Below are 22,840 nucleotides of genomic sequence, written 5' to 3'. Positions count from 1 at the left end.
GCCTGTGTCCCGGAGGACGTACCGTCCGGGACACAGGTGCCGCTTCGCGGTCAGCGTGACGTGCCGGCCATCTCCGGGACCGGTGAGTCGAGGGCGTCGAGGCCCCGCAGGATGTCCTCGACCCGCTGTTTGGCGTCGCCGAAGAGCATCTGGGTGTTCTCGCGGAAGAACAACGGGTTCTGCACACCGGCGTAGCCGACCGCCATGGACCGCTTGAAGACCACCACATGGGCCGCCTCCCACACATGCAGCACAGGCATGCCGGCGATGGGGCTGGCCGGGTTGTCGATGGCGGCCGGGTTGACGGTGTCGTTGGCGCCGATGACGAGGACGACCGTGGTGGCGGGGAAGTCGTCGTTGATCTCGTCCATTTCGAGGACGACGTCGTAGGGCACGTTGGCCTCGGCGAGCAGCACGTTCATGTGTCCGGGCAGCCGTCCGGCGACGGGGTGGATGCCGAACCGCACCTCGACGCCCCGCTCGCGCAGCTTGCGCGCCAGCTCGGCCACCGGGTACTGGGCCTGGGCGACCGCCATGCCGTAGCCGGGGGTGATGATCACCGAGGAGGCGTCGCGCAGCAGTTCGGCGGTCTCCTCGGCGTTGATCTCCCGGTGCTCGCCCTCCTCGCCGTCGTCGGCCGCCGCCGGGGTGCCGAAGCCGCCCGCGATCACCGAGATGAAGGAGCGGTTCATCGCCTTGCACATGATGTACGAGAGGTAGGCGCCGGAGGAGCCGACGAGCGCCCCGGTGACGATGAGCAGGTTGTTGGCGAGGAGGAAACCGGAGGCCGCCGCGGCCCAGCCGGAGTAGCTGTTGAGCATGGAGACGACCACCGGCATGTCACCGCCGCCGATGGAGGCGACCAGGTGCGCGCCGAGGGCGAGCGCGATCACGGTGACGGCGATGAGCAGGCCCATACCGGGGCGGGCCACGAACGCGACGGTGAGCACGACGAAGGCGACCAGGGCGCCCACGTTGAGGATGTGCTTGCCGGGCAGCGTGAGCGGACGGGAGTCGATGCGTGCGGACAGCTTCAGATACGCGACGACGGAGCCGGTGAAGGTGACGGCGCCGATGAACACACCGATGAACACCTCGGCGTGGTGGATGCCCAGCAGCGAACCGGTGAGCTCGGCGTCGACGTCGAGGTAGCCGTTCCAGCCGACGAAGGCGGCGGCGAGGCCGACGAGGCTGTGCATGATGGCGATCAGCTCGGGCATGCCGGTCATCTCGACGACGCGGGCGCGCCACAGTCCGACGCCCGCGCCGAGGGCCATGGCGACGGCGATCAGTACGAGACCGGTGGCGGTGATGCTCCGGGAGGCAAGCCCGACGGTGGCGGCCAGGGCGACGGCCATGCCCGTGATGCCCCAGACGACTCCCGAGCGGGACGTCCGGTGCTGGGAGAGCCCCGCGAGGCTGAGGATGAACAGCAGCGCGGCGACGACGTAGGCGGCCTCTGCGGCCGTGACGGTGGTCATCCCTGATCAGCCCTTCGAGAACATGCCGAGCATGCGGCGGGTGACGGCGAATCCGCCGAAGATGTTGACGCTCGCCAGCAGGATCGCGGCGAACGACAGGACGGTGACGGCGGTGTTCCCGTGCCCGATCTGCAGCAGCGCGCCGACCACGACGATGCCGGAGATGGCGTTGGTGACCGACATCAGCGGGGTGTGCAGCGCGTGGTGCACCTGGCCGATGACGTAGAAGCCGATGACGATCGCCAGCACGAACACCGTGAAGTGGCCGATGAGTTCGCTCGGCGAGAAGGCGGTCACCAGGAACAGGGCGAGCGCTCCGGCGCCCACGAGGGCGTAGGCGGACCGGGCCGGACGTGCGGGTTTCGCCGCTGTCCCGGAGGCCGGGCGTGCCGCGGGTCGCGGGGCCGCGTCGGGGGCCGCAGCCGCCGACACCTGCACCGGGGGCGGGGGCCAGGTCTTCTCCCCCTCGCGGACCACGGTCATGGAGCGCTGCACGACGTCGTCGAAGTCGAGGACGAGCCTGCCGTCCTTGCCGGGGGTGAGCAGCTTCATCAGGTTGACGACGTTGGTGCCGTAGAGCTGTGAGGCCTGGGCGGGGAGCCGGCCGGGCAGATCGGTGTAGCCGATGATCGTCACGTCGTTGTCGGTGACGACGGCCTTGCCGGCGACCGTGCCCTCGACGTTGCCGCCCTGGGCGGCCGCCATGTCGACGATGACGCTGCCGGGCCTCATGCGCGCGACGTCGGCGGCGGTGATCAGCCTCGGTGCCGGACGGCCCGGGACGAGCGCGGTGGTGATGATGATGTCGACGTCGGCCGCCTGCTCGGCGTACAGGCGCTCGGCGAGCCGGTTGTAGTCGTCCGAGGTGGCCTTGGCGTAGCCGTCGGTGCCGACCTCCTGCTCGGCGGAGACCGTGAGGAACTCGCCGCCCAGGGAACGGACCTGCTCGGCGACCTCGGGCCGGGGGTCGGTGGCGCGGACCACGGCGCCGAGGCTGCGGGCCGCGCCGATCGCCGCGAGTCCGGCGACCCCGGCGCCGGCGACCAGGACCTTGGCGGGCGGCACCTTGCCGGCGGCGGTCACCTGGCCGGTGAAGAACCGTCCGAAGGCGTGGGCGGCCTCGACGACGGCCCGGTATCCGGCGATGTTCGCCATGGAGCTGAGGACGTCCAGCGACTGGGCCCGGGAGATACGGGGTACGGCGTCCATGGCGAGGACGGTGATCGGCCGCCGGGCCAGAGCCTCGACCAGTTCCGGGTCGAGTGCCGGGCTGATCAGCGCGATCAGTGTCGCCCCGTCGGGCAGCCGGCCGATCTCCTCGGTGGAGGGGCCGTTCACCTTGAGCACGATCTGGGCCGCCCACGGGTCGCCGAGCCGGGCGCCGGCCTCCGCGTAGGCGGCGTCGGAGAAGCGGGACGACGCCCCCGCCCCCGGTTCGACCACCACGTCGTACCCGAGCGCGACGAGTTTCGCCACGGTGACCGGGGTCGCCGCCACCCTCATCTCGCCCGCGGTGGACTCGGCCGGGACGCCGATGCTCTGGGGTTCGGGTTCCGCTTGGACCATCCTCTGCCTCTCTTCCTTCTCTCTTCCCTGTCATTCCTGTGCCCGCTTGTTGACCCATGCCCCATGAATACGAGGTGGATACGGAACCGGTGCGCTCAATCACCGACCGACCGGCGGACGAGGCCGCCGTCGACCGTACCGGCCTCGACCTCGGCCTCGGCCTCGTGTGAGTCAAGAGTGCGGGCAGCACGCCGAGAGGGGCGGCCCCGGCAGGGCCGCCCCTCGCATGTCAGTCCCGTGCCCGGCTGTCAGTCCTTGTCCGACCACCAGCGGGCGACGCCGTTCTTGACGTCACCGATGTCCGCGCACCACGTGACGCGCTTTCCCGTGCCGTCGGCGCCCGAGGTGGTGCGGGCACAGGCGCGGATCACCCGCTTCGTGATGTCTTCGCGATAGTGGGCGAACCACTTGGAGTAGATCTTCTCCCCCTTCTTCGCGGCCTTGACCTTGCCGCAAGGGCCTTTCCAGTTCTTGCCCTTGTCGTGGCTGATGTCGACCCACACCTCGTCGTCCTTGCTCACCTTGCCGCTGAGCATCGCCGCGGAGTTGTCGTCGCTGATCGCCGTCCCCGTCGAGAGGATCAGCTCACGGCCGTACTTCTTGGTCCTGCCGTCGTTGTACCGGTCGTCGCCCTTGCCCTTGTGGCTCCTGATGGCGGGCTTGCCCAGCTGGTTGTAGGTGCACTTGCCGCCCTGCGCCATCGTGCCGACCTCGTCGGCCACGGCCGTTCCGCCGGCCAGGGCAGTGCTGAGCATGGCGGCCACGGTGGTGGCCGTCAGTGTGCTTCGGACTCGTGACATGTGGTTCGTCCCCGTTCTGCGTCTCGTTCGTCCCGTGCCGGGTGCGCTCGCCGCCCGGCGAGATCAACTGTGCTGTTCCGGCCCGGCCCGGGACCAGTCGTCCCGCGTTCCAAGTCGCCCTGGGACGCGCGGTGCGCTGTTGACCTGGTGCGTCGCGAACGGAATGGGACGCGTGGCACGCCGGGAGGGGGTCGGGACGGAAGCCGGGAGGCACGTCACGTGAAAGAACCCCCTGGGTTCACCAGGGGGCGGGAACAGCGATCGAGGGCGAAGCGTCGAGAGCGGGACGGCATCCGGCCCGCCGCTCAATACCCGGGCGGGATCCGGTCCTGCGGTCCCTCGGCGGCCTCTGTCGTGCCATGCTCCGGCCGCGCCCGCTCGGCCACGGCCGGATCGGTCGAGTCCGAGATCAGCTCCATGACGCGCAGGGTGCACTCCCACTCCGTCAACTTGCCTTTGATCACCACCAGATATGCCTCCTGGTCGGTGAAGCGGTACACCTGGCGCCGCTTCTCGATGAGGCTCCTGCTCGGCACATAGGTGTGGACGGCGGCACGCAGCGCCTTCAGCGCCTCCTCCTTCGTCGCCTGGCCACGGACGACGAACTCGGTCCTGTACGTCTCGCCGTGCGCGTACTGCACCATCACGCACCAGTTGCCCATGACTCCCCCTCAGCGCCGTGGCCAGTCAGCCACAGCTCGGTCCCGGGGGCAAGTCCTCGTCGGTCTCACCCGAGTTGTCGGCGGGCGGACGTGAGGAGGCTGCCGAGATCGCTCGTGGAAGGGACGCCGCCGAACACGTAGTGGTCGGGGCGCGCCAGCACCGCCGCGCAGGACCGCCGGCGCATCCAGGAGTCCAGGACGGGCTGTTCCTCACGGTACTCGTGGCGCTCGCTCGGCGCGGCTTCGTTGCCCGGCGGTACGAGGCGGACGAGGTGGACGGGGAAACCGCCGTCGGCCCGGTGGGCGCGCAGCGCGGACTCGGCCGCCGCGGCATCCGCGTCATGGCGGACGACGAGGCGGAAGACGCTGCCGGTGAACTCGTCCAGCAGGCCGGTGCGGTCCCGCTCGTCGGTCACCCTGGGCTGGGGCAGGAGATCGCCGCGAGCGGGGAGACCCTCCGGGGCCAGGAAGCCCGTCCGAAGGCCGGGGATCAGGGACTGGCGGATGGTTCCTCCCGGCTCGGCCGCCAGCTCCGCCAGCAGGTCGGCGTCCCGCTTGGCCGCGGTGGCCTCGTCGCGCTCGCAGATGAGCCGCCCGAACTCCTTCGTCGTGAGCGTCACCTGACGGACATGCGGCACGCGCTCCTGCTGGTAGGTGTCGAGCAGGGACTCGGCGGCGCCCGACCGTAGGCAGAGGGCGAGTTTCCACATCAGGTTGGAGGCGTCACGTATGCCCTGGCACATTCCCTGGGCGAGGAACGGCGGGGTCATGTGCGCCGCGTCGCCGAGGAAGAACAGCCGGCGCACCCGCCATTGCCCCAGGACGAGCGCGTGGAACCGATACGTGGCCGCGCGCCACAGGTCGTAGTCGTCGGGAGGCAGCCAGCGGGACAGCAGGGCGCGGATGAAATCCGGGTGGGAGACGTCCTCGGGCCGCTCATCGGGGTTGATCATGAACTCCCACCGGCGGTGGTTCCCCGGTCCGACGATGAACGTGCTCGGCCGCGCCGTCTCGCAGAACTGGACGTTGGTGGTGGGCAGTCCGGCCCCCGCGCCGGGGCGCAGGCGCAGGTCGACCACCAGCCACGGCTGGTCGAATCCCAGGTCGTCCATGCGCAGGCCCAGGCGCTTGCGCAGGGGGCTGCCGCCGCCGTCGCAGGCCAGCACGTAGCGGGCCCGCAGCGTCTGCCGTCGCCCGGTCGCGTCGACCGCCTCGACGGTGGCCCCGTCGCTGTCGAGGCGCACCTCCGTGACCTCGGTACCGAGGCGTACGTCGACACCGTCCGCCCGCGCGAGACGCTGCCGCAGGGCGCCCTCCACCTGGGGCTGCAGGAAGACGTAGTTGGGTTCCCAGCCGAGGGGATGGGGCGGCGGTGCCGTGTGGATGCGCTTGATGACCCGGCCGTCGCCGTTGTGGTACTCGGACGGCCGGTAGGGCATGACGTGGTCCGCGATCGCGTCGGCCAGCCCGAAGCCGGCGAGGACGCGCATCACCTCCTGGTCGAAGCCGATGGCGCGCGGGCGGGGTTCGACCTCCGCGGCCCGGTCGAACGCGACCACCCGGAGACCGAGGTCGTGCGCCAGGTTCGCCGCCGTGGCGCCGACGGGGCCCAGGCCCACGACCGCGACGTCCACGTCCGTGTCGACATTCCCGTCCGCGTTCCTGTCCATGTCCATGTCCATGTCCGCACTTCCGGTGCTGCCCGTGCTGCCCGTGCTGCCCGTCATACGCCCGCCCCTTCCGGCCGGCTTCGCTCACCCGCGGCCATGTAGCGGGACCATATTGGTAAGGACTTTGACCGTCAAGGGTCTAACTAACTGGCGGTGCCTCCCTGTCCGTCCGGGTGCGGGACCAGATCGGATCGGATCCCAGCGATCGGGTGCGGCCGGGATGCCTGCTGCCAGAGTGAGATCAGAAAAGGGAGGCCCCATGATCTCGGCGCTCAACCAACTCGTCGATCTGGTCGAGGAGCACCTGTCCGAGGAACTCGACGTCGACGGGTTGGCCGGGGCGCTCGGCACGACCGGGTACCACCTGCGCCGGATGTTCTCGTCGCTGGCCGGTATGCCGCTGTCGGAGTACGTGCGCCGGCGGCGCATGACCGTGGCCGCCGGTGAGGTCGTCCGGGGCGAGCGGGATCTGCTGAGCATCGCCGTCCGGCACGGATACGGCTCCAGCGAGGCGTTCGGACGCGCGTTCAGGGCGGTCCACGGGGCCGGCCCCGGCGACGTGCGCCGTGACGGAGGCCCCTTGCGCACACAACCACAGATCAGGTTCCGCCTGACCGTCGAAGGGAACATCCCCATGGACACCCGCCTCGTCGACCGGCCCGCGTTCCGGCTCGCCGGACACGCCACCCGGGTCCCGCTCATCCATCAGGGCGTCAACCCGCACATCCAGGAGCACATCGCCGCGCTGCCGCCGCAGGAGCATCTGCGGCTCAAGGCCCTCAGCGACACCGAGCCCGAGGGCCTGCTGCAGGTCAGCGACGACGTCGATCCCGACGGCCGGGAGGGCAGCGAACTGACCTATCTGCACGGGGTCGCGCTCACCCGGGACACACCGCTCCCGGACGGGCTCGACGCCATCGAGGTACCGGCCGGGATGTGGGCGGTCTTCCGTACCAGCGGACCGCATCCGCAGGCCCTGCAGACGACCTGGGCGGCCACCGCGACCGAGTGGTTCCCGTCCAACCCGTGGCGGCTGCGGCCGGGCCCCTCCGTCGTCGCGATCCTCGACCGCTCGGACGATTTCACGACCGCCACCTGCGAACTGTGGCTTCCCGTCGAACCGGCCTGACGGGCCGACGACGACCGGCCGCGGCGCCGGCCGGGCCATGGCCGGTCGCCGGGCGGGTACGTGACACCCGGGGCGCGGAAGAGTCCGCCGACCGTGCCTCAGGTGGCTTCGGGCCGCTTCCGGCGGCTGCGGCCGACGGCGCCGTGGGCGGCCGCGGCGTGGCCCGCACCGCGCCCCTCGGCGCGGGCCACGATCAGTCCGTCGGCCACCCGGACCGCGAACTCGGTGCCGTCGTCGACCGGGTCCGCGCCGAGAGCCGCGGGGATCGCACCGTCCTCGCCGAACACGACGCGCAGGCGCGGCAGTTCACCGGCCGCGAAGACCCGACGCAGACAGCCGACGAGGTCGAGGAGCCGGAGTCGGGCCAGCCGACCCGTCTCGGCCGGGTCGCCCGTCACGACGACGAGCGTCACCTCGTCACCGGGCCGGGCCGCGCGGACCGCCTCCTCGGCCGCCGACAGCCGGGCCACGCCCAACACGACGACCACGCCGTCGTCGTCGAGGTCGACCGGGCGGCCGGTGATCTCGTCGCGCGGACCACCGGGTGGCACCCATCGGTCCTGCACCGGCCGCGCCGGAGCGACGAAGGGGACGTGGGGCGGCTCCGCGTCGTCCGTGAGGGCGATGCCGGCCAGGTGCTCGGCGGCGCCGGCCAGGTCGAACGGGTCGCCGGTCCCGGGGGCGTTCTCCGCGAGGCCGGCCGCGCCGTGCAGCAGGGTCAGGGCCAGCGCGGCACGGCGCACCATCCGGGCGCCGGACCCGGGGAGCGACTCCAGGGCGAGGGCGAGCAACAGGGCCTCGAACCGTACGAGTTCGGCGAGCGCGGCCCGGGCGGGCGCGGTGTCGAGCACGCCGGACAGCGAGCGCAGTTGCAACTGCCCGCTCCCCGGGGTGTCGCCGGCGAGCGGGAGGCGTTCGAGCCAGACCCGGGCGAACGCGCCGAGCGCCCGCCTGGCGGAGTCGGGCGATTCCACCGGCGGTTCGGCGGCGGCCACGCACCGCTCGGCGGCCTCGGCGAGCACCGCGAGGTAGAGGGCGCGCTTGCCGGTGAAGTTGGAGTAGACAGCGCCCCGGGTCAGCTCGGCCCGCTCGGCGATGCGGTCGACCTTGGCCTCCGCGTAGCCGTGTTCGGTGAACTCCTCGCGGGCCGCGACCAGCACCGCGGCCCGCGTCTGCTCCTGCCGCTGTGCCCGGGTCAACCGCGCCATCGTGCCCACCTCCGCTCTCGCGGCATGATACAGCTGGCATTCGGATGACGTCATCATCGGAAAACAGCTAACATCGGAGTTCGCGGCGACCGAAGTGCGGTCGACCGCACCGAAGGAGCCCGCCCACGACGCGGTACGCACCCAGCCGTACAGCGCGCGAACCACAGATCCGGGGGACACGACATGACCTGGTCGGAAGCTCACACCGCACCGCACGAAGCCCACACCGCGCCTCGCACGGCACACACCGGTCCGTGGGTGCTGCACGCCCTGCGCTGTGTCGGCGCCGCGAGCCTCGGCCGCCTCGACGCGGTCACGGGGCTCGGCGAAGCCACCGTCGAGACCCAGCTCATCGACCTCGGGGCCGCCGGTCTCGTCACCCGGTTCCCCGGGGACACGCCCTGCTGGGCGCTCACCGACGCGGGCCGTACCGCGGACGCCGAGCGGATCGCGGACGAACTCGCCACGGCCGGCGCCCGCGGTGCCGTCGAGGCGGCGTTCGACCGGTTCCTCGTCCTCAACCCGGAGCTGCTCGACCTCTGCGCGGCCTGGCAACTGCGTACCGTCGACGGCGTCGTGAGCGCCAACGACCATCGCGACCCCGCCTACGACGCCCGGGTCCTCGACCGGTTCGCCGACCTCGACCGGCGCGTCGCCCCCGTCTGCGCCGAACTCTCCGGCGCCCTGCCCCGCTTCGGCCGCTACCGGATCCGCCTCGGCGACGCCCTCGCCCGCGCCGCCGCCGGCGAGCTGGTGTACGTCACCGACGGCACCACCTCGTACCACACCGTGTGGGCCGAACTGCACGAAGATCTGCTGGCCACCCTGGGCAAGCGACGATGAGATGGATCCGCGCGCTCTCCGCCGACGTCGGCGAGGGAGCGGACACGCTGGGCGGCAAGGCGCTCGGTCTCGTCCTCCTGCACCGCCTCGGGCTGCGGGTACCGGCCGGGTTCGTCGTCACCGCGGAGGCCTGCCGCGCCTTCCTTCGGGACGGCCACATGCCCGACGGGTTCCACGACGAGCTCGCGGCCGCCGTCGCCGACCTCGAACGGGTCACCTGCCGCGCCTTCGGCGGGACGCGGCAACCGCTCGTGGTGTCCGTCCGCTCCGGCGCCCGTGTGTCCATGCCCGGGATGATGAGCACGGTCCTCAACCTCGGCCTCACCACCGGGGCCACCGCCGGCCTGGCCGCCGAGACGGGCGACGGGGCGTTCGCCGAGGACGCGCGGCAGCGGTTCCTGGCGGGCCTCGCCGACGCGACCACCACCGACGCGCCGGTCCCGGACGACGCCCACCAGCAGCTGGAGCTGGCGATCGAGGCCGTGTTCTCGTCCTGGAACGCGCCACGCGCCCGCGCCTACCGCGCCCTGCACGACATCCCGCACGATCTCGGCACGGCCACGATCGTCCAGTCGATGGTGTTCGGAAACCGCGACGCCCACAGCGGCACCGGGGTCGCGTTCAGCCGGAACCCCGACACCGGTGCGAACACCCCGTACGGCGAGGTCCTGTTCGGGCACCAGGGAGAGGACGTCGTGTCCGGCAGGTCCACGACCCGGCCGCTGCACGCCCTCGCCGACCGGGAACCGGCGGTGTGGGCGGAGCTGCGCGACGCCCTGGGCCGGATCGAGGGGCACTACCGGGACGCCTGCTACACCGAGTTCACCTACCAGTCCGGCGAACTGTGGCTCCTCCAGGCCAGGCCCGGCCGGTTCGTCGGCGGCGCCGCCGTCCGCCTCGTCACCGACCTCGTCGACGAGCAGGTCATCGACCGTCACGAGGCGCTGCGCAGAATCTCCGCCCAGCACCTCGGACACGTCCGCACACCGCGCATCGCCTCGTCCGAGGAGACTCTTGTGCTCGCCCGGGGAGTCGGCGCCTGTCCGGGCGTCGCGGTCGGCCTGGTGGCGACCACCCCGGAGCGGGCGGTGCGCCTGGCCAGGGACGCCCCGGTGGTCCTGGTACGCCCGGAGACCTCCCCGCACGACATGCACGGCATCGCCGTCGCCGCCGGAGTCGTCACCGCGCGAGGAGGACCGGCCAGTCACGCCGCGGTCGTCGCGCGCGCCCTGGGCAAGCCCGCGGTCGTGGGTGCCCGCGGCCTCGGCTTCGACAGCGGCGCCGGCGCTGTGACGGCCGGCGGTCTCCGTCTCGACGACGGCACCCTCGTCACCATCGACGGGACCAGTGGCGAGGTCGTCCTCGGCCGCCCCGATGTCGTCACCGAACCGGCCGGCGACCACCTGCGCCGACTGCTCGCCTGGGCCGACGACGTCTCCGGCGACCACTCGCCACGCGGCGAACCCGAGCGCCTCGCCGCGGCCCACGCCGAACTGGCGTCCCACCACGACACCTGACGCCTGACACCTGACGCCGGACCCGGCCCCGGCCGGGCACCGCGTCAGAAGAGCCGGACGAGGTCGTCCACGAGGTGGGTCGGCTCGCGCCGGGTGAACAGGTCGACGGGTGGCGTCCCGCCGACGTACGCGACGTGGACGACCCATTTCTCGTACCACCAGCGGTGGGCGTAACAGCCGCAGCCGTCCGGGGTGAAACGACCGTTGAACCACCAGCATCCGCGCTGCCCGGGTTCGAGCGAGAACAGCCGGCGTGGCCCGTACGCCGGTGACCGCGCGGCCGGCGGTGAGACCACCACGTCCAGCCGGCCCTCGGCCTCCCGCAGGAACACCCCGCGGGTGACCGGGGCGACAGCGTCACGGACAGCCATGGCGTCACGGGTTTTCCGGGTCACGCCTGCCACGCCCCAGTGCAGTTCCTCGTCCTGCCCGCCGGGCTCCCGCAGCCGTGCCGGGTCGCACTCGGGGAGCCGGTCCAGGGTGCGGACGGTGTGGGAGGCCACGAAGCCGTCGCGCTCGTGCGCTTCGGCCTCCTGGACGAGCACTTCGGCCGTACCGGGCACATGTACCGGGAACGCCTCGGGGACGGCGTTCCGGCGGGTCGCCGCGCCTCCGCCTCTGGACTGCCTGGTCCAGCACGTGATGACGCGCTGTACGACGATCATCCGGCCAGTGTGGCCGTCGACCACGCGTTCGGTCCACCCGCACGGATCCGGCGCCGTTCCCGGCGGGTCGTGAGCCGGACCTGGAGCGTTCCCGGAGGCGCGCCCAAAGCCGGTCGGAGTCGATCCCGTTCTCTTTCGTCACGGCGCCCCTTGTTGGACATCTGGCCCGTGTGACAGGGTGGTTCACGCTTAGAACAATCCGTAACCGGCCTATCGGCCCGCACGGGTCGTGGCGTTGCCCGCTCCCCCACAAGGCGGTCGCGCGGCATCGCCCGGGCGGTCACCACCACCGCACCACCTCTCTCTCCGCACGGCCACAGCCAGGTCCGCACTGCCGCTGTTCCCGCATCGGCCCGGGATGAGGCTGCCCAGCGCGCCCTGGGAGAAGGAAAGCCCCTGTGTCTTTCGCCGACCCGCTTCCCGCAAGCCAGGCTCCCGACCCCGAGACCGCTCCGGGGATGTCCGACGACGCCCTCGTCGCCGCGCTGCGGATGTCCCGGACCGTCGAAGGGACGACGCCGGTCGCGGCGTTGATCGCGCGCCACGGGCCCGCGGTCTCCGACTACGCGGAGATCTGCGCCTTCGGTTCGTCCGCCCTCGCGCGCGTACTCGCCTCCGCGTCGTTCCGTCATGTGGTGCGGGACCTCCAGAGGGCCGGGTCCACCGATGCCCTGCGTCCGCGCCTGCTCGTCGCCGTTCGGGACAGCGCGCGTGCGCGCTCACAGACAGGCGCCGCCCCGAGGGTGTCGTACGACCGGGCGGGGACCGCCGAGGGCGACGGGCCGTCACCGCCCTCGGTCACCGAGAACCGGCATCTGAGCCATGTCGCCTTTCTGCGGCTGCCGAGGACCACGCAGTACGTTCTGTGGCATCTGGAGGTGGAGGCCGAACCGTCGGCCGTTCCCGCGGCCCTGCTCGGTGTCGAGGGGGACATACCCCCCTTCGAATTGGACCGGGCGCGGGAGCAGTTGCGCTCGGCGCTCCTGCGCACCCATGTCGAGAATTCGGCCGGGAGAGAGTGCCGGGACTACAGCCGTCTCCTCGACGCGCCCTCGCACGGTGCCGGTTCCACGCTGCCCGAGGTGCAACTGCATCTGGATCGGTGCTCCTACTGCCAGGACACCGCCGAGCAGCTCAGGCTCTGCGCCACGGAACCGGGCGTCCTGCTGGCCGAAGCGCTCCTCGGCGACAGTGCCCACCCCTATCTCGCCGCGTGCCGGGCACGGCCGGCGCGGACGGCGTCCGGTGCCACGGCCGCCGGGGCACCCGACGCCCGCCCCTCGGACGCCGCGCCGACGCCGCAGCGGCCCGCGCGGAGGGGGAGGCCCCGGGCGATTCCGGCCCGCAGGGGCAGGAAGTTCTTCATCGTCGGGATCGCCGTCGGTTCGGCCGCTGTCGCGGCGGCGCTCGTCGTGGCCGGTACGTCGTCCGACAGCTCCTCGACGGCTCCGGTGACCCAGCGGCCCACGCCCACGCCCACGCCCACTCCCACGCCGTCGCCCGCGTCGCCCACGACCTCGACCGGCCTCCCCGTCCCCCCGGACAGCGGCCGACTGCGCAACGCCGCCGCCGACCTGTGCATGGATGTCCGGGGGACGCCGCCCGAGCGTGGCGCGGAGGTCACCCTGTCCGCCTGCTCGGCCTCCGATACGCAGCGGTGGACCTACCTGGAGGACGGGCTGCTGCGCAATCTCGCGGAGCCGAAGCTGTGTCTGGACGCCGGCGGGGACGACGAGGTGCTGGATCTGGAGTTCTGCGACTCCTCGGGCGATGTCTCGTTCGGTCTCCGCTTCGACCTCAGCCCCGAGGGGGAACTCCTCACCCGCGACGAGAGCGACCTCGTGATCGCGCCCGCCTCGCCCGAGGCCGACACCATCCTCGTACCGAGTCCCCGGAACGGGGAGGCGGAACAGCGCTGGCTGGTCGAGCCGGCCTCGGGAACGTCCACGTCCGGGGATTGAGGGTCGCCGCGGCGGGGATGGTCCGGGACAGCCCGAGAGGCCGCCACCCCGTCCGTGTGGGACGGGGTGGCGGCCTCGCGGGGTGCGGTCACACGGCGGGGCACCGCTTCGGGGCACCGCCGGCGGGACAGGTCAGTCCACCCACCACTTGCCGCACTTGGTGATGCCGTCGAACTCCCCGCAGGCGCGTGCCGCGTAGTCGGCGTTGTAGACGGACTGGGTGCGGCTGCCGGTGTAGGGGCCGCACATCTTCCAGCCGTCCCGCTTCGCGTCCTGGTCGGCCTTGACGCCCTTGAAGTTGGGGAACGAGCGGAAGCTGCGGTCGACCCACAGCCGGTCGCCGGCCTTGCGGCCGGACTTGATCTCCGCGCGGCTGTAGCGGTCGAGCGCCGACTCGTTCTGCAGCTCGACGCGGCGGCCGCGGAAGTCGAACGAGGCTCCGGACTCGACGGCGCGGAAGACGCCGACGACGGCGATGCCGTCACAGTCGTCCTCGGTGGCCGAGGCCGCCGACGCGGGGACGAACACAAGGGCGCCGCTGCCGATCAGCACGGCCAGGGCCGTGGCCGCGCGGCCCATACGGGGCTTGTTCACATGGGTTCCTTCGGTGGGTGACATTCAGGTACGACGTCCAGTGATTCCAGGGCGCCGGGCGTTCGACGGCAACCGCTGCCGCCCCGCCGGGACGGTGGGACCGTCCCGCCCCTGTCGACCTGCGGAAACGGGAAGCCTCTGGGACGGCGCTGGGATGCCAGGGGCAGGGTGCGGGGCCGTCCGAGGGTGCCGAGCGGTCGGCACGGGCAGGGGTCGGCTCTTCCCTTCCGGTCCCTTCCGGTCCCTGCCGGTCCCTGCCGGTGGCGTCACATCTCGCGCAGGGCCTCGCCGAGGAGGGCGATGCCCTCGTCGATCTCGTGGGCGGGGCCGGCCGCGTAGCCGAGGACCAGGCCGGGCGGGCCGGGGGTCATCCGGTGCCAGGACAGGGGGTGTGCCTTGACGCCCCGGGCGAGGGCGGCCGCGGCGAGGTCGCTGTCGTGGAAGCCGGCCCGCGCGCCTTCGAAGCTGATCATCAGATGCAGGCCGGCGGCAGCCCCGTGCACACGGGCACCGGGCAGATGCGTCTCGACGGCGCGCAGCATCATGTCCCGGCGCCGGCGGTGACGCAGCCGGACATGGCGCAGATGGCGTTCGAGTTCGCCGGAGTCCATGAGGTGGGCCAGGGTGAGCTGGGTGAGGACGCCGTTGCCGAGGTCGGCGTAGCGCTTCGCGGCGACGACGGCGTCGTGCCGGTGCGCGGGGACGAGGAGCCAGCCCACCCGCAGCGCGGGCGCGAGCAGTTTGGAGACGCTGCCGGTGTGGCAGACGCCCTCGGGCAGCAGCGAGCGCAGCGCCGGCACCGGTGGCCGGTCGTAGCGGTGCTCGGCGTCGTAGTCGTCCTCGATGACCACGCCGCCCTCGGCCGCCCAGCTCAGCAGGTCGCGGCGGCGTTCCCCGCCGAGGACCACACCGGTGGGGAACTGGTGGGCCGGGGTCATCAGCACCGCTCGGGCACCCGAGGCACGCAGGGCGCCCACGTCGAGCCCGTCGCCGTCCACCGGGACCGGGACGATCGTGAGGCCCCCGTACTCCAGCTGCTGGCGTGCGCCCAGGGAGCCGGGGTCCTCGACGGCGAGACGGTGGGTCCCCTCCGCCCGCAGGAGTCGTCCGAGCAGGGAGAGGGCCTGCGCGACCCCGGCGACGATCACGACCTCGTCCGCGTCGGCGCGGATACCGCGGTTGCGGGCCAGCCAGCCGACCACGGCCCGGCGCAGCGCGGGGGCGCCCCGGGGGTCGCCGTAGCCGAAGTCGGCCGGGGTGACGCCCGAGAGGACGGCGCGTTCGGCACGCAGCCAGGCGGTGCGCGGGAAGGCGGCGAGGTCGGGGACGCCCGGGGAGAGGTCGATACGGCAGGGCAGGGCGCGCAGCGCGTCGACGATGCCTTCGCGGTCGGCCGAGCCGAACAGCGCGGGACCGGGCCCCGCCGTGTCACGGGCGTGGGCGCGGGGCGCGGCGGGTGCCGCGACGACGACGGTGCCGTGTCGGCCGCGACCGGCGATCTGGCCGGACTCCGCGAGCCGCCGGTAGGCCTCGGTCACCACGCCCCGGGTGACGCGCAGTTCCTCGGCGAGTACGCGGCTGGCGGGCAGCCGGGTGCCGACGGGCAGCCGGCCGTCCGTGATGGCGGACCGCAGCCGGTCGGTGAGCCAGGTGGTGCGACCGCCGGGCGGTGCCTGGCCGATGTCCAGCTGGAGGAAGTCCGAACCGCTCGCGGAGCGTGTTTTGGACCCCTCGGACCGTGGTGTCGTGGACCTGCCCATGGCATCCATTGTGGGGGCAGGGTGGTCGCCATGGACACCCCCTCCCCTCCGTTCGCCCAGCTCGTGCCCGGCATGGTCGGCATGGTGCTGGTCGGCAGCAGCGTCACCGTCTCGCACGCCCTCGTCGACGCCCCGTTGTTCAGCACGCAGGCCGTCCGGTATACGGCCGCCACGGTGATCCTCCTCGTCATGGCCCGGCTCGCCGGTGCCCGCCTGGTGTGGCCGCGCGGCCGGGAGTGGCTGTATCTGGGCGGGCTCGCGCTCACCGGTCTGGTGCTGTTCAACGTGGCCGTGGTGCGGGGTGTCGCGCACGCGGAGCCCGCGGTCGTCGCCGTCGCGGTGGCCTGCGTCCCGCTGGTGCTCGGCGTGGTGGGTCCCGTACTGGAACGGCGCAGGCCCAGTCGGCAGGTGCTGCTGGCGGCGCCGGTCGTCATGACGGGCGCGGTGCTGGTGCAGGGGACGGGCCGCACGGACGCCGTCGGGGTGGCCTGGGCGGCGCTCGCCCTGGCCTGCGAGGCCGCGTTCACGCTGCTCGCGGTGCCGGTGCTGCGGCGGCACACCCCGTGGGGGGTGTCCGTGCACGCGGTGTGGCTGGGCGCCGTGATGCTGGCCGTCCTCGGCGCGGTACGGGAAGAACCGTCCGCCGTAGGGGAGTTGACCGGGACGCAGTGGGCCGCCGTCGGTCATCTGGCGCTGATGGTGACGGCGGTCGCGTTCGTCCTGTGGTACTCGACGGTGCGCTCCGTCGGTGCCGGGCGGGCCGGACTGCTCACCGGCATCGCGCCGCTCTCGGCGGCGGTCGTCGGCGCCCTGTCGGGAACCGGTGTGCCGGGACCGTCGGTGTGGCTGGGCATCGCCGTGGTGATCGTCGGCCTGGTCGTCGGTCTGCGGCCCCGGGGTGTGCCCGTCGAAGAGGTCCCGGAGCGCGACGGCACGGCCCCGGCCGGTCCCCCGCCCGCCCCGACGCGCTCCCGATAGCCGTCCGCCCCGCGACGCCTGGGCCCGCCCTCCGGGCGGACGGCGGGACTGCGCGGACGCGGCCTAGGATTCGGGTCATGCCGCTGACGATGGACGACGTGGACCGGTTCGAAGCGACGAGGCCCCGGCTGGAGGCGATCGCCTACCGTCTGCTGGGCTCGGCGGGCGAGGCGGAGGATGTGGTGCAGGAGACGTTCCTGCGCTGGCAGGCCACCGACGTCGACCGGATCGAGGTGCCCGAGGCCTGGCTGACGAAGGTGCTCACCAACCTGTGCCTCAACCAGCTCACCTCGGCCCGGGCGCGCCGGGAGACCTATGTGGGCCAGTGGCTGCCCGAGCCGCTGCTGGCCGGCGACTCGATGCTCGGCCCGGCCGACACCGCCGAACAGCGCGAATCCGTCTCGTACGCGGTCCTCACGCTGCTGGAGCGCCTCACGCCCAACGAGCGGGCGGTGTACGTGCTCAAGGAGGCCTTCGACTATCCGCACCGGGAGATCGCCGAGATCGTCGAGATCAGTGAGGCCGCCAGCCAGCAGATCTTCCACCGGGCGAAGAAGCACGTGGCGGCGGGCAAGGCCCGTACGGAGATCGACGAGGCGGCGGCCCGGCGGATCGTCGAGGAGTTCCTCGCGGCGGCCACCAGCGGGCGGACCGAGCCGCTGGTCAAACTGCTCACCTCGGACGCCATCGCGGTCGGCGACGGCGGCGGCAAGGTCCCGGCCCGCGCCAGGGCGTTCGAAGGGGCCATCGCGGTCGCGAAGTTCATGCGGGGCCTGTTCAAGCCGGCCCCGGTCAAGCGGGCCCTGGTCGGCGGCTCACCGGAGATCCACATCTGGACGGCCAACGGCGGCCCCGCGGTCCTGGCGGTCGTCGACGGCCGGGTCGTCGGGGTGATCTGTCTGGAGATCGGCCCGGACGGCATCGTCGCGTTCCGCAGCCAGGTCAACCCCGACAAGCTGGAGCGCGCGACCGAGGTGTGGGCGGCCACCGAGCACGGGGAGCCCCTGTTCCACGCCTTCTGACGAACGCCGTGGCGCGGGTCTGACCGCGCCTTCGACCAAGCAGGTCACACCCTCCGGTGAGAGTGTGACCTGCTTCACATTCCGATCCTGTCAGGAAACCGCGGGCTGCCCGGTTCAAGGGGCGTCACCGAGCAAGCAAGCGTCGGACCCGCGCAGACAGGAGCAGGAAATGCAGCACCGCATCATCGTCCTCGGAGCCGGCTACACCGGAGCCACCGCCGCCGGCCGCCTCGCCAAGCGGCTGCACCGCGCGGACGTCGCCATCACCCTCGTCAACGCCGAGCCCGACTTCGTCGAACGCGTCCGGATGCACCAGCTCGCGGCCGGCCAGGACCTCAAGGCCCGCCCCTTCGACAAGATGTTCGCGGGCACCGGCGTCGAGGTGAGGCTCGCCGAGGTCGCCGGCATCGACGCCGACCGCAGGACCGTCACCGTCGTCGACAAGGACGGCGCCGGGGAGCGGGAACTCCGGTACGACACCCTCGTCTACGCCCTCGGCAGCGGCTGGAACCCCCAGGGTGTCCCCGGCACCGCCGAGCACGCCCACGAGATCTCCGGCCGGCGTGGAGCGCTCCGGCTGCGCGAGCGGCTGGCCCGGCTGGAGGCGGGACAGCCCGTGGTGATCGTCGGCGGCGGACTCACCGGCCTGGAGGCCGCGACCGAGATCGCCGAGAACCGCCCGGACCTGGACGTCGCCCTCGTGGCCCGCGGCGGCTTCGGCGACTGGCTCTCCGACAAGGGCCGGGACCATCTGCGGAAGGTCTGCGCCGGGCTCGGCATCACCGTGCACGAGCACACCGCCGTCACCGCCGTCGAGGCCGACCGCGTCCTGACCGACTCCGCGCCCGTCCCGGCCGCGGTCACCGTGTGGGCCACCGGCTTCGCCGTCCACCCGATCGCCGGGGCCAGCACGCTGGAGGTCTCCGGCACGGGTCAGATCGTGGTCGACGCGACCATGCGCTCGGTCTCGCACCCCGAGGTGTACGCCATCGGTGACGCGGCCCTCGTGATGGGGCCCGGCGACAAGCCGCTGCGGATGTCGTGCGCCTCCGGTGTCCCCACGGCGTGGCAGGCCGCCGACGCCCTCGCGGCCCGGCTGACCGGCGCGAAGCTGCCGACGGTGCCGATCCGCTACGTCCAGCAGTGCGTCTCGCTCGGCCGCAAGGAGGGCCTGATCCAGTTCGTCACCCCGGACGACCAGGCCGTCCCCAAGGCCCTCACCGGCCGCCTCGCCGCCTTCTACAAGGAGATCATCTGCAAGGGCGCGGCCTGGGCCGTCGCCCACCCGACCGTGGGGGTGCCGGTCCGTCGCCGCCGTACGGTGCGGCCGGCGGACGGGGTGAGCCCGACGGGTCAGCTGGACCCGGCGGCCGAGGCCGCGGCCTGAGCCGTACGGCGCCGGTTCCGGCTACCATCCGCTGATGGAGCCGGACCAGCCCTTCGTTCGCGACGTCTTCCCGGATCTCGTCGCCGAGTTGACCGTTCTCCTGGAGGTCGAGGGAGAGCATGCCCCGGCCGTCCGCGCGGCGGATCTACGGCTGGTCGACGAGTGCGGCTGCGGGGACGGCTTCTGCCGGAGCATCCGGACGGCAGACCATCGGCGGGGGCGGCCGTACGGCCCCGGCCATCGGTGTGTGCCTCTCTCCCTCGAAGGGCATGCTGATCCCGGACGTCGTGGACGACCGGATCATGTACATCGAGATACTCGATCGCCCCCCATGCCCCGCCGGACCGCGCGGCCCTGACCGTCATCGGGTCGCCCGGCCCGGACGGGCGGCCGGCGGACCGGAGCGCGACCGGCGGCGGCAAGGACCGGGCCGGACCGGTACAGCCGTTCCGGCGGTGGATCGGCCGGTCGTCGCAGCCGGGGAAAGAGCCGGCGGAATCCTCGCAGGGACGGCCCACGAGGCTCCCGGCGGCGTGCGGCCGTCGGTCAGAAGCCGCACCAGATGCGGGAGCCGCCGTCGGGCAGCAGGGTGTCCTTGACCCATCCCGAGGTGCCGTCGCTGTCGTTCCTGAGGTAGGTCCAGCTCCCGCCGTCGCCCGCGGTCCAGCAGTGGTAGTCCAGGACGTTCCGGTTGTCGGCGTAGCCCGTGACGCCGCAGTCCGCGCTGGAGCCGCTGCGCTGGTTCGCGCTGACGCCCGCCGTCTGCCTCGGCCACGACCTGTTGTCCATGTCGGAGACGGTCCGGCCGCAGTAGGCCGCCGAGGCGGCGGGCCCGGCGGTGGCGAGCACGGTCACCGGAACGGCGACGACGGTCACGGCCGCGCTCACGAGAGCGTATCTGGCCAGCTTGGATCCGAGGCGCAAGGTCACTTTTCCTCCTGTGTGTGGAATCCGTGAGGGTGGTGCGATGGCGTACGAATGTGTGTCGACGTGGCAAACAGTCGCAGCGGGACACCCGGGGCGGCCAGGAAAGCGGCACGCAACTGACCGGCAACCGCGCCGAGTTCGCCCCGCACGTGGCCTGATGCCCTCTCACCCGACCGTGGGCGCGGGGTGGGAGGGTGAGGGCGACCGAGTGGGGGGACACAGCAGTGCCGGGGGTGCCGATGCTGGGCGAGGTGCTGCGCGGACACCGGCGCCGACTGGGGCTCACACAGGAGGAGTTGGCGGAACGGGCGGGCGTGAGCGTGCGCACGATCTGCCATCTGGAGACGGGCCGTATCGAGCGCCCGAGGCCTGCCACGGTGCGGCAGCTGGCGGACGCGCTGGCGCTGTCGGGAGCGGGTCGGGAGGAGTTCCGGCGGACGGCGGACGGCCTCCCGCCACCGCCCCGGGGGTCGACTCCCCCGGTACCGGATACCGCTCCGGAGAAGCGGGTGATCGTCGGTCGCACGGCGGCCCTGGCGACTCCGGCCCAACTGCCCGCCCCCTTCCCGGGTTTCAGTGGCCGTACCGCGCAACTGGCGGAGCTGGACGTGCTCCTGGACGACAGCCGGGACCAGTGGCGTACCGAGTCCGGGGCCGACACCGGGACCGGCCCGGGGGCCATGGTGATCTCCGCCGTCGCGGGCACCGCGGGTGTGGGCAAGACGGCCCTGGCGGTGCACTGGGCGTCACGGGTGGCCGCCCGCTTCCCGGACGGGCAGTTGTACGTGAACCTGCGCGGCTTCCACGCGACCGGGGAGGTCATGACGTCGGCGGAGGCGGTACGGAGGTTCCTGGACGCCTTCGAGGTGCCGGCCGAGCGCGTCCCGGCCGCTCCGGAGGCGCAGTTCGACATGTACCGCGGCCTGTGCGCCGGGCGGCGGGTACTCGTCCTGCTGGACAACGCCCGTGACGCCGAGCAGGTCAGACCGCTGCTGCCCGGTGCGCCCGGCTGTCTGGCCCTGGTCACCAGCCGCAACCAGCTCACCGGCCTGGTCGCGGCCGACGGCGCCCGGCCGCTGCGCCTGGACCTCCTGACCGAGCCCGAGGCCCGGCAACTGCTGGCCCGCCGGCTCGGTCCCGCCAGGCTGGCGGCGGAGCCCGCGGCGGTCGCGGACATCATCGACCGCTGTGCCCGTCTCCCCCTCGCCCTGTCGATCGTGGCCGCCCGCGCGGCAGCCGATCCGCAGTTCGGGCTCGCCGAGTTCGCCCGTGAACTGAACTGCTCCGACGCCGGGTTGGACCCGTTCACCGACGACGACCCCGCGACGGACATACGGGCCGTCTTCTCCTGGTCGTACCACCGCCTGAGCCCCGGCGCGGCCCGGCTGTTCCGGCTCCTCGGGCTGCATCCCGGCCCCGACATCACCGCCCCGGCGGCGGCGGGTCTGACGGGCCTGAGCCCCGAGCAGGTACGGCCGCACCTGGGCGAGCTGACGCGGGCGCACCTGCTGAACCAGCACGCGCCGGGCCGCTACACCCTGCACGACCTGCTTCGCGCGTACGCCGCGGAACTGACCGGAGAACACGACCCGGAGCACGACGGACGCACCGCCCTGCGCCGTCTCCTCGACCACTACCTGCACAGCGCGGCCACGGCGTCGGACGCCCTCAGCTGGTACCGGGACCCGATACCCCTGACGGAGCCGGACGCCACGGTCGTACCGGAGCAACTCACCGTCCCCGCGCGGGCGTCGGCCTGGTTCGCGGCGGAACTGCCGAACCTGACCGCGGCGGTGGGCCGGGCCTCCCGGAGCGGTTTCGAGTCCCACGCCTGGCAGCTCGCCTGGACGATGACCGCCTTCTTCGACCTGGCGGGCCACTGGCAGGAGTGGGTGACCACGCACCGGCAGGCGCTGGACGCGGCCCGACGCTCCGGTGACACCGTCGGGGAGACACGCACCCTCCGCAACCTCGCCCGCGTCCGCTCCCGCCAGGGCCGCCATCAGGACGCCCTCGTCCTCCTGCGGCACTCCGAGAGCCTCGCCCGCGACCTGGACGACCCGGTGGCCCAGGCCCAGGCACTGCGCAACATGAGCACCGTCCTCGGCCGCCGGCACCGGCACACGGACGCGCTGGACCTGGCGCAGCGGGCGCTGGACCTGTTCGAGACGGCCGGTCACCGCATCGGGCAGGGCAGGGTCCTGAACCAGATCGGCTGGCATCTGTCGATGGTCGGCGACCACCGGCAGGCCGTCCACTACTGCCGGCAGTCCCTGGACATCGTGCGGGACCTGGTCGACCGGGACGGCGAGGGCGCCGCCTGGAACAGCCTGGGCAGCGCTCACCATCACCTGGGCGACCACCGCGAGGCGATCGGCTGCCTCGGCCGCGCGCTGCGTCTGCGCCGGGAGCGCGGTGATCTGGGCGAGATCGCGGAGACCCTGGACCACCTGGCCGAGGCCCAGCTGTCCCTCGGCGACCGGGCCCGGGCCATGGAGTGCTGGCACGAAGCCCTGGAACTGCTGGAGCAGTTGGGCCACGGGGGCGCGGAGCGGATCCGCGCGCGGTTGGACGCGGCGGAGGCTCCGGGGACTCCCCCGAAGAGGGCTTCGGAAGGGGCTTCGGCGCCGTTCGCGGACACGGCTCCGCCCGACGCCCTCCATGGATGAG

The 22,840-nt window shown here is 72.8% G+C and carries 18 protein-coding genes; 8 read left to right on the top strand and 10 right to left on the bottom strand.

The features are described from left to right. Positions 1 to 50: 50 nt before the first annotated feature. The 5 genes from pntB to J8M51_RS31520 all read right to left on the bottom strand — a co-directional run bounded on the left by pntB (position 51) and on the right by J8M51_RS31520 (position 6,236). Positions 51 to 1,481, bottom strand: a complete 1,431-nt coding sequence (pntB, locus tag J8M51_RS31540; protein ID WP_086760170.1) for a Re/Si-specific NAD(P)(+) transhydrogenase subunit beta — start codon at positions 1,479 to 1,481, stop codon at positions 51 to 53. 6 nt (positions 1,482 to 1,487) lie between these two features. Further along, a complete protein-coding gene (locus J8M51_RS31535; protein ID WP_086760168.1) occupies positions 1,488 to 3,047 on the bottom strand; it encodes a Re/Si-specific NAD(P)(+) transhydrogenase subunit alpha in 1,560 nt (519 codons plus the stop codon). 248 nt (positions 3,048 to 3,295) lie between these two features. After that, the gene (locus J8M51_RS31530; RefSeq protein WP_143673332.1) at positions 3,296 to 3,802 is read right to left on the bottom strand and encodes a hypothetical protein; all 507 of its coding nucleotides are present in this window, start codon (positions 3,800 to 3,802) and stop codon (positions 3,296 to 3,298) included. A 350-nt stretch (positions 3,803 to 4,152) separates the two neighbouring features. Beyond that, positions 4,153 to 4,509: a hypothetical protein gene (locus J8M51_RS31525; RefSeq protein ID WP_086760164.1), complete on the bottom strand. Its 357-nt coding sequence runs from the start codon at positions 4,507 to 4,509 to the stop codon at positions 4,153 to 4,155. Positions 4,510 to 4,574: 65 nt separating this feature from the next. Continuing rightward, positions 4,575 to 6,236: a bifunctional 3-(3-hydroxy-phenyl)propionate/3-hydroxycinnamic acid hydroxylase gene (locus J8M51_RS31520; RefSeq protein ID WP_086760162.1), complete on the bottom strand. Its 1,662-nt coding sequence runs from the start codon at positions 6,234 to 6,236 to the stop codon at positions 4,575 to 4,577. A 202-nt stretch (positions 6,237 to 6,438) separates the two neighbouring features. On the opposite strand from J8M51_RS31520, the gene J8M51_RS31515 reads away from it, so the two are divergent. Continuing rightward, the gene (locus tag J8M51_RS31515; protein ID WP_086760160.1) at positions 6,439 to 7,308 is read left to right on the top strand and encodes an AraC family transcriptional regulator; all 870 of its coding nucleotides are present in this window, start codon (positions 6,439 to 6,441) and stop codon (positions 7,306 to 7,308) included. Between the two features lie 98 nt (positions 7,309 to 7,406). Here the strand turns inward: J8M51_RS31515 and J8M51_RS31510 are convergent, their stop codons facing one another. Beyond that, on the bottom strand, positions 7,407 to 8,516 hold the full coding sequence (locus J8M51_RS31510; protein ID WP_086760158.1) for a TetR/AcrR family transcriptional regulator: 1,110 nt from the start codon (positions 8,514 to 8,516) through the stop codon (positions 7,407 to 7,409). A gap of 183 nt (positions 8,517 to 8,699) precedes the next feature. Here J8M51_RS31510 and J8M51_RS31505 point away from each other — a divergent pair, with 183 nt between their 5' ends. Together J8M51_RS31505 and J8M51_RS31500 are read left to right on the top strand one after the other, a co-directional pair. Next, on the top strand, positions 8,700 to 9,359 hold the full coding sequence (locus tag J8M51_RS31505) for a transcriptional regulator (protein ID WP_256965801.1): 660 nt from the start codon (positions 8,700 to 8,702) through the stop codon (positions 9,357 to 9,359). After that, a complete protein-coding gene (locus J8M51_RS31500; RefSeq protein ID WP_086760156.1) occupies positions 9,356 to 10,876 on the top strand; it encodes a pyruvate, phosphate dikinase in 1,521 nt (506 codons plus the stop codon). The genes J8M51_RS31505 and J8M51_RS31500 overlap by 4 nt, the downstream gene beginning before the upstream one ends. Before the next feature lie 44 nt (positions 10,877 to 10,920). Here J8M51_RS31500 and J8M51_RS31495 read toward each other — a convergent pair whose 3' ends face one another. After that, the gene (locus J8M51_RS31495) at positions 10,921 to 11,541 is read right to left on the bottom strand and encodes a hypothetical protein (RefSeq protein WP_143673331.1); all 621 of its coding nucleotides are present in this window, start codon (positions 11,539 to 11,541) and stop codon (positions 10,921 to 10,923) included. A 398-nt stretch (positions 11,542 to 11,939) separates the two neighbouring features. Here J8M51_RS31495 and J8M51_RS31490 point away from each other — a divergent pair, with 398 nt between their 5' ends. Next, positions 11,940 to 13,502, top strand: a complete 1,563-nt coding sequence (locus tag J8M51_RS31490; RefSeq protein ID WP_267299631.1) for an RICIN domain-containing protein — start codon at positions 11,940 to 11,942, stop codon at positions 13,500 to 13,502. A 132-nt stretch (positions 13,503 to 13,634) separates the two neighbouring features. Here J8M51_RS31490 and J8M51_RS31485 read toward each other — a convergent pair whose 3' ends face one another. Both J8M51_RS31485 and pdxR read right to left on the bottom strand, forming a co-directional pair. Further along, positions 13,635 to 14,096, bottom strand: a complete 462-nt coding sequence (locus J8M51_RS31485) for a hypothetical protein (protein ID WP_143673330.1) — start codon at positions 14,094 to 14,096, stop codon at positions 13,635 to 13,637. 266 nt (positions 14,097 to 14,362) lie between these two features. Further along, positions 14,363 to 15,865, bottom strand: a complete 1,503-nt coding sequence (gene pdxR, locus J8M51_RS31480; protein ID WP_086760148.1) for a MocR-like pyridoxine biosynthesis transcription factor PdxR — start codon at positions 15,863 to 15,865, stop codon at positions 14,363 to 14,365. Between the two features lie 21 nt (positions 15,866 to 15,886). Between pdxR and J8M51_RS31475 the strand changes: the two genes are divergently transcribed. The 3 genes from J8M51_RS31475 (at position 15,887) to J8M51_RS31465 (ending at position 19,243) form a co-directional block, all read left to right on the top strand. Continuing rightward, entirely contained in the window at positions 15,887 to 16,834 is a 948-nt protein-coding gene (locus J8M51_RS31475) for a DMT family transporter (protein ID WP_086760187.1), read from the top strand. A gap of 77 nt (positions 16,835 to 16,911) precedes the next feature. After that, on the top strand, positions 16,912 to 17,856 hold the full coding sequence (locus J8M51_RS31470; protein WP_086760146.1) for an RNA polymerase sigma-70 factor: 945 nt from the start codon (positions 16,912 to 16,914) through the stop codon (positions 17,854 to 17,856). Positions 17,857 to 18,025: 169 nt separating this feature from the next. Beyond that, positions 18,026 to 19,243, top strand: a complete 1,218-nt coding sequence (locus J8M51_RS31465) for an NAD(P)/FAD-dependent oxidoreductase (protein ID WP_267299630.1) — start codon at positions 18,026 to 18,028, stop codon at positions 19,241 to 19,243. A 546-nt stretch (positions 19,244 to 19,789) separates the two neighbouring features. Here J8M51_RS31465 and J8M51_RS31460 read toward each other — a convergent pair. Next, entirely contained in the window at positions 19,790 to 20,173 is a 384-nt protein-coding gene (locus tag J8M51_RS31460) for an SH3 domain-containing protein (protein ID WP_267299629.1), read from the bottom strand. Between the two features lie 191 nt (positions 20,174 to 20,364). Between J8M51_RS31460 and J8M51_RS31455 the strand changes: the two genes are divergently transcribed. After that, positions 20,365 to 22,839, top strand: a complete 2,475-nt coding sequence (locus J8M51_RS31455) for an ATP-binding protein (protein ID WP_267299628.1) — start codon at positions 20,365 to 20,367, stop codon at positions 22,837 to 22,839. The last annotated feature ends 1 nt before the right edge of the window (position 22,840 follow it).

Source organism: Streptomyces griseiscabiei (assembly GCF_020010925.1).
Taxonomy (GTDB): Bacteria; Actinomycetota; Actinomycetes; order Streptomycetales; family Streptomycetaceae; genus Streptomyces; species Streptomyces griseiscabiei.
The sequence above is the reverse complement of the archived record's forward strand: the minus strand, read 5'-3'. Positions and strand labels throughout refer to the sequence as shown.

Excerpts from the sequence above, each read along its gene's own strand:
- pntB (WP_086760170.1), bottom strand. The coding sequence starts at position 1,481 with ATGACCACCGTCACGGCCGCAGAGGCCGCCTACGTCGTCGCCGCGCTG.
- J8M51_RS31535 (WP_086760168.1), bottom strand. The coding sequence starts at position 3,047 with ATGGTCCAAGCGGAACCCGAACCCCAGAGCATCGGCGTCCCGGCCGAG.
- J8M51_RS31530 (WP_143673332.1), bottom strand. The coding sequence starts at position 3,802 with ATGCTCAGCACTGCCCTGGCCGGCGGAACGGCCGTGGCCGACGAGGTC.
- J8M51_RS31525 (WP_086760164.1), bottom strand. The coding sequence starts at position 4,509 with ATGGGCAACTGGTGCGTGATGGTGCAGTACGCGCACGGCGAGACGTAC.
- J8M51_RS31520 (WP_086760162.1), bottom strand. The coding sequence starts at position 6,236 with ATGACGGGCAGCACGGGCAGCACGGGCAGCACCGGAAGTGCGGACATG.
- J8M51_RS31515 (WP_086760160.1), top strand. The coding sequence starts at position 6,439 with ATGATCTCGGCGCTCAACCAACTCGTCGATCTGGTCGAGGAGCACCTG.
- J8M51_RS31510 (WP_086760158.1), bottom strand. The coding sequence starts at position 8,516 with ATGGCGCGGTTGACCCGGGCACAGCGGCAGGAGCAGACGCGGGCCGCG.
- J8M51_RS31505 (WP_256965801.1), top strand. The coding sequence starts at position 8,700 with ATGACCTGGTCGGAAGCTCACACCGCACCGCACGAAGCCCACACCGCG.
- J8M51_RS31500 (WP_086760156.1), top strand. The coding sequence starts at position 9,356 with ATGAGATGGATCCGCGCGCTCTCCGCCGACGTCGGCGAGGGAGCGGAC.
- J8M51_RS31495 (WP_143673331.1), bottom strand. The coding sequence starts at position 11,541 with ATGATCGTCGTACAGCGCGTCATCACGTGCTGGACCAGGCAGTCCAGA.
- pdxR (WP_086760148.1), bottom strand. The coding sequence starts at position 15,865 with ATGGATGCCATGGGCAGGTCCACGACACCACGGTCCGAGGGGTCCAAA.
- J8M51_RS31475 (WP_086760187.1), top strand. The coding sequence starts at position 15,887 with ATGGACACCCCCTCCCCTCCGTTCGCCCAGCTCGTGCCCGGCATGGTC.
- J8M51_RS31470 (WP_086760146.1), top strand. The coding sequence starts at position 16,912 with ATGCCGCTGACGATGGACGACGTGGACCGGTTCGAAGCGACGAGGCCC.
- J8M51_RS31465 (WP_267299630.1), top strand. The coding sequence starts at position 18,026 with ATGCAGCACCGCATCATCGTCCTCGGAGCCGGCTACACCGGAGCCACC.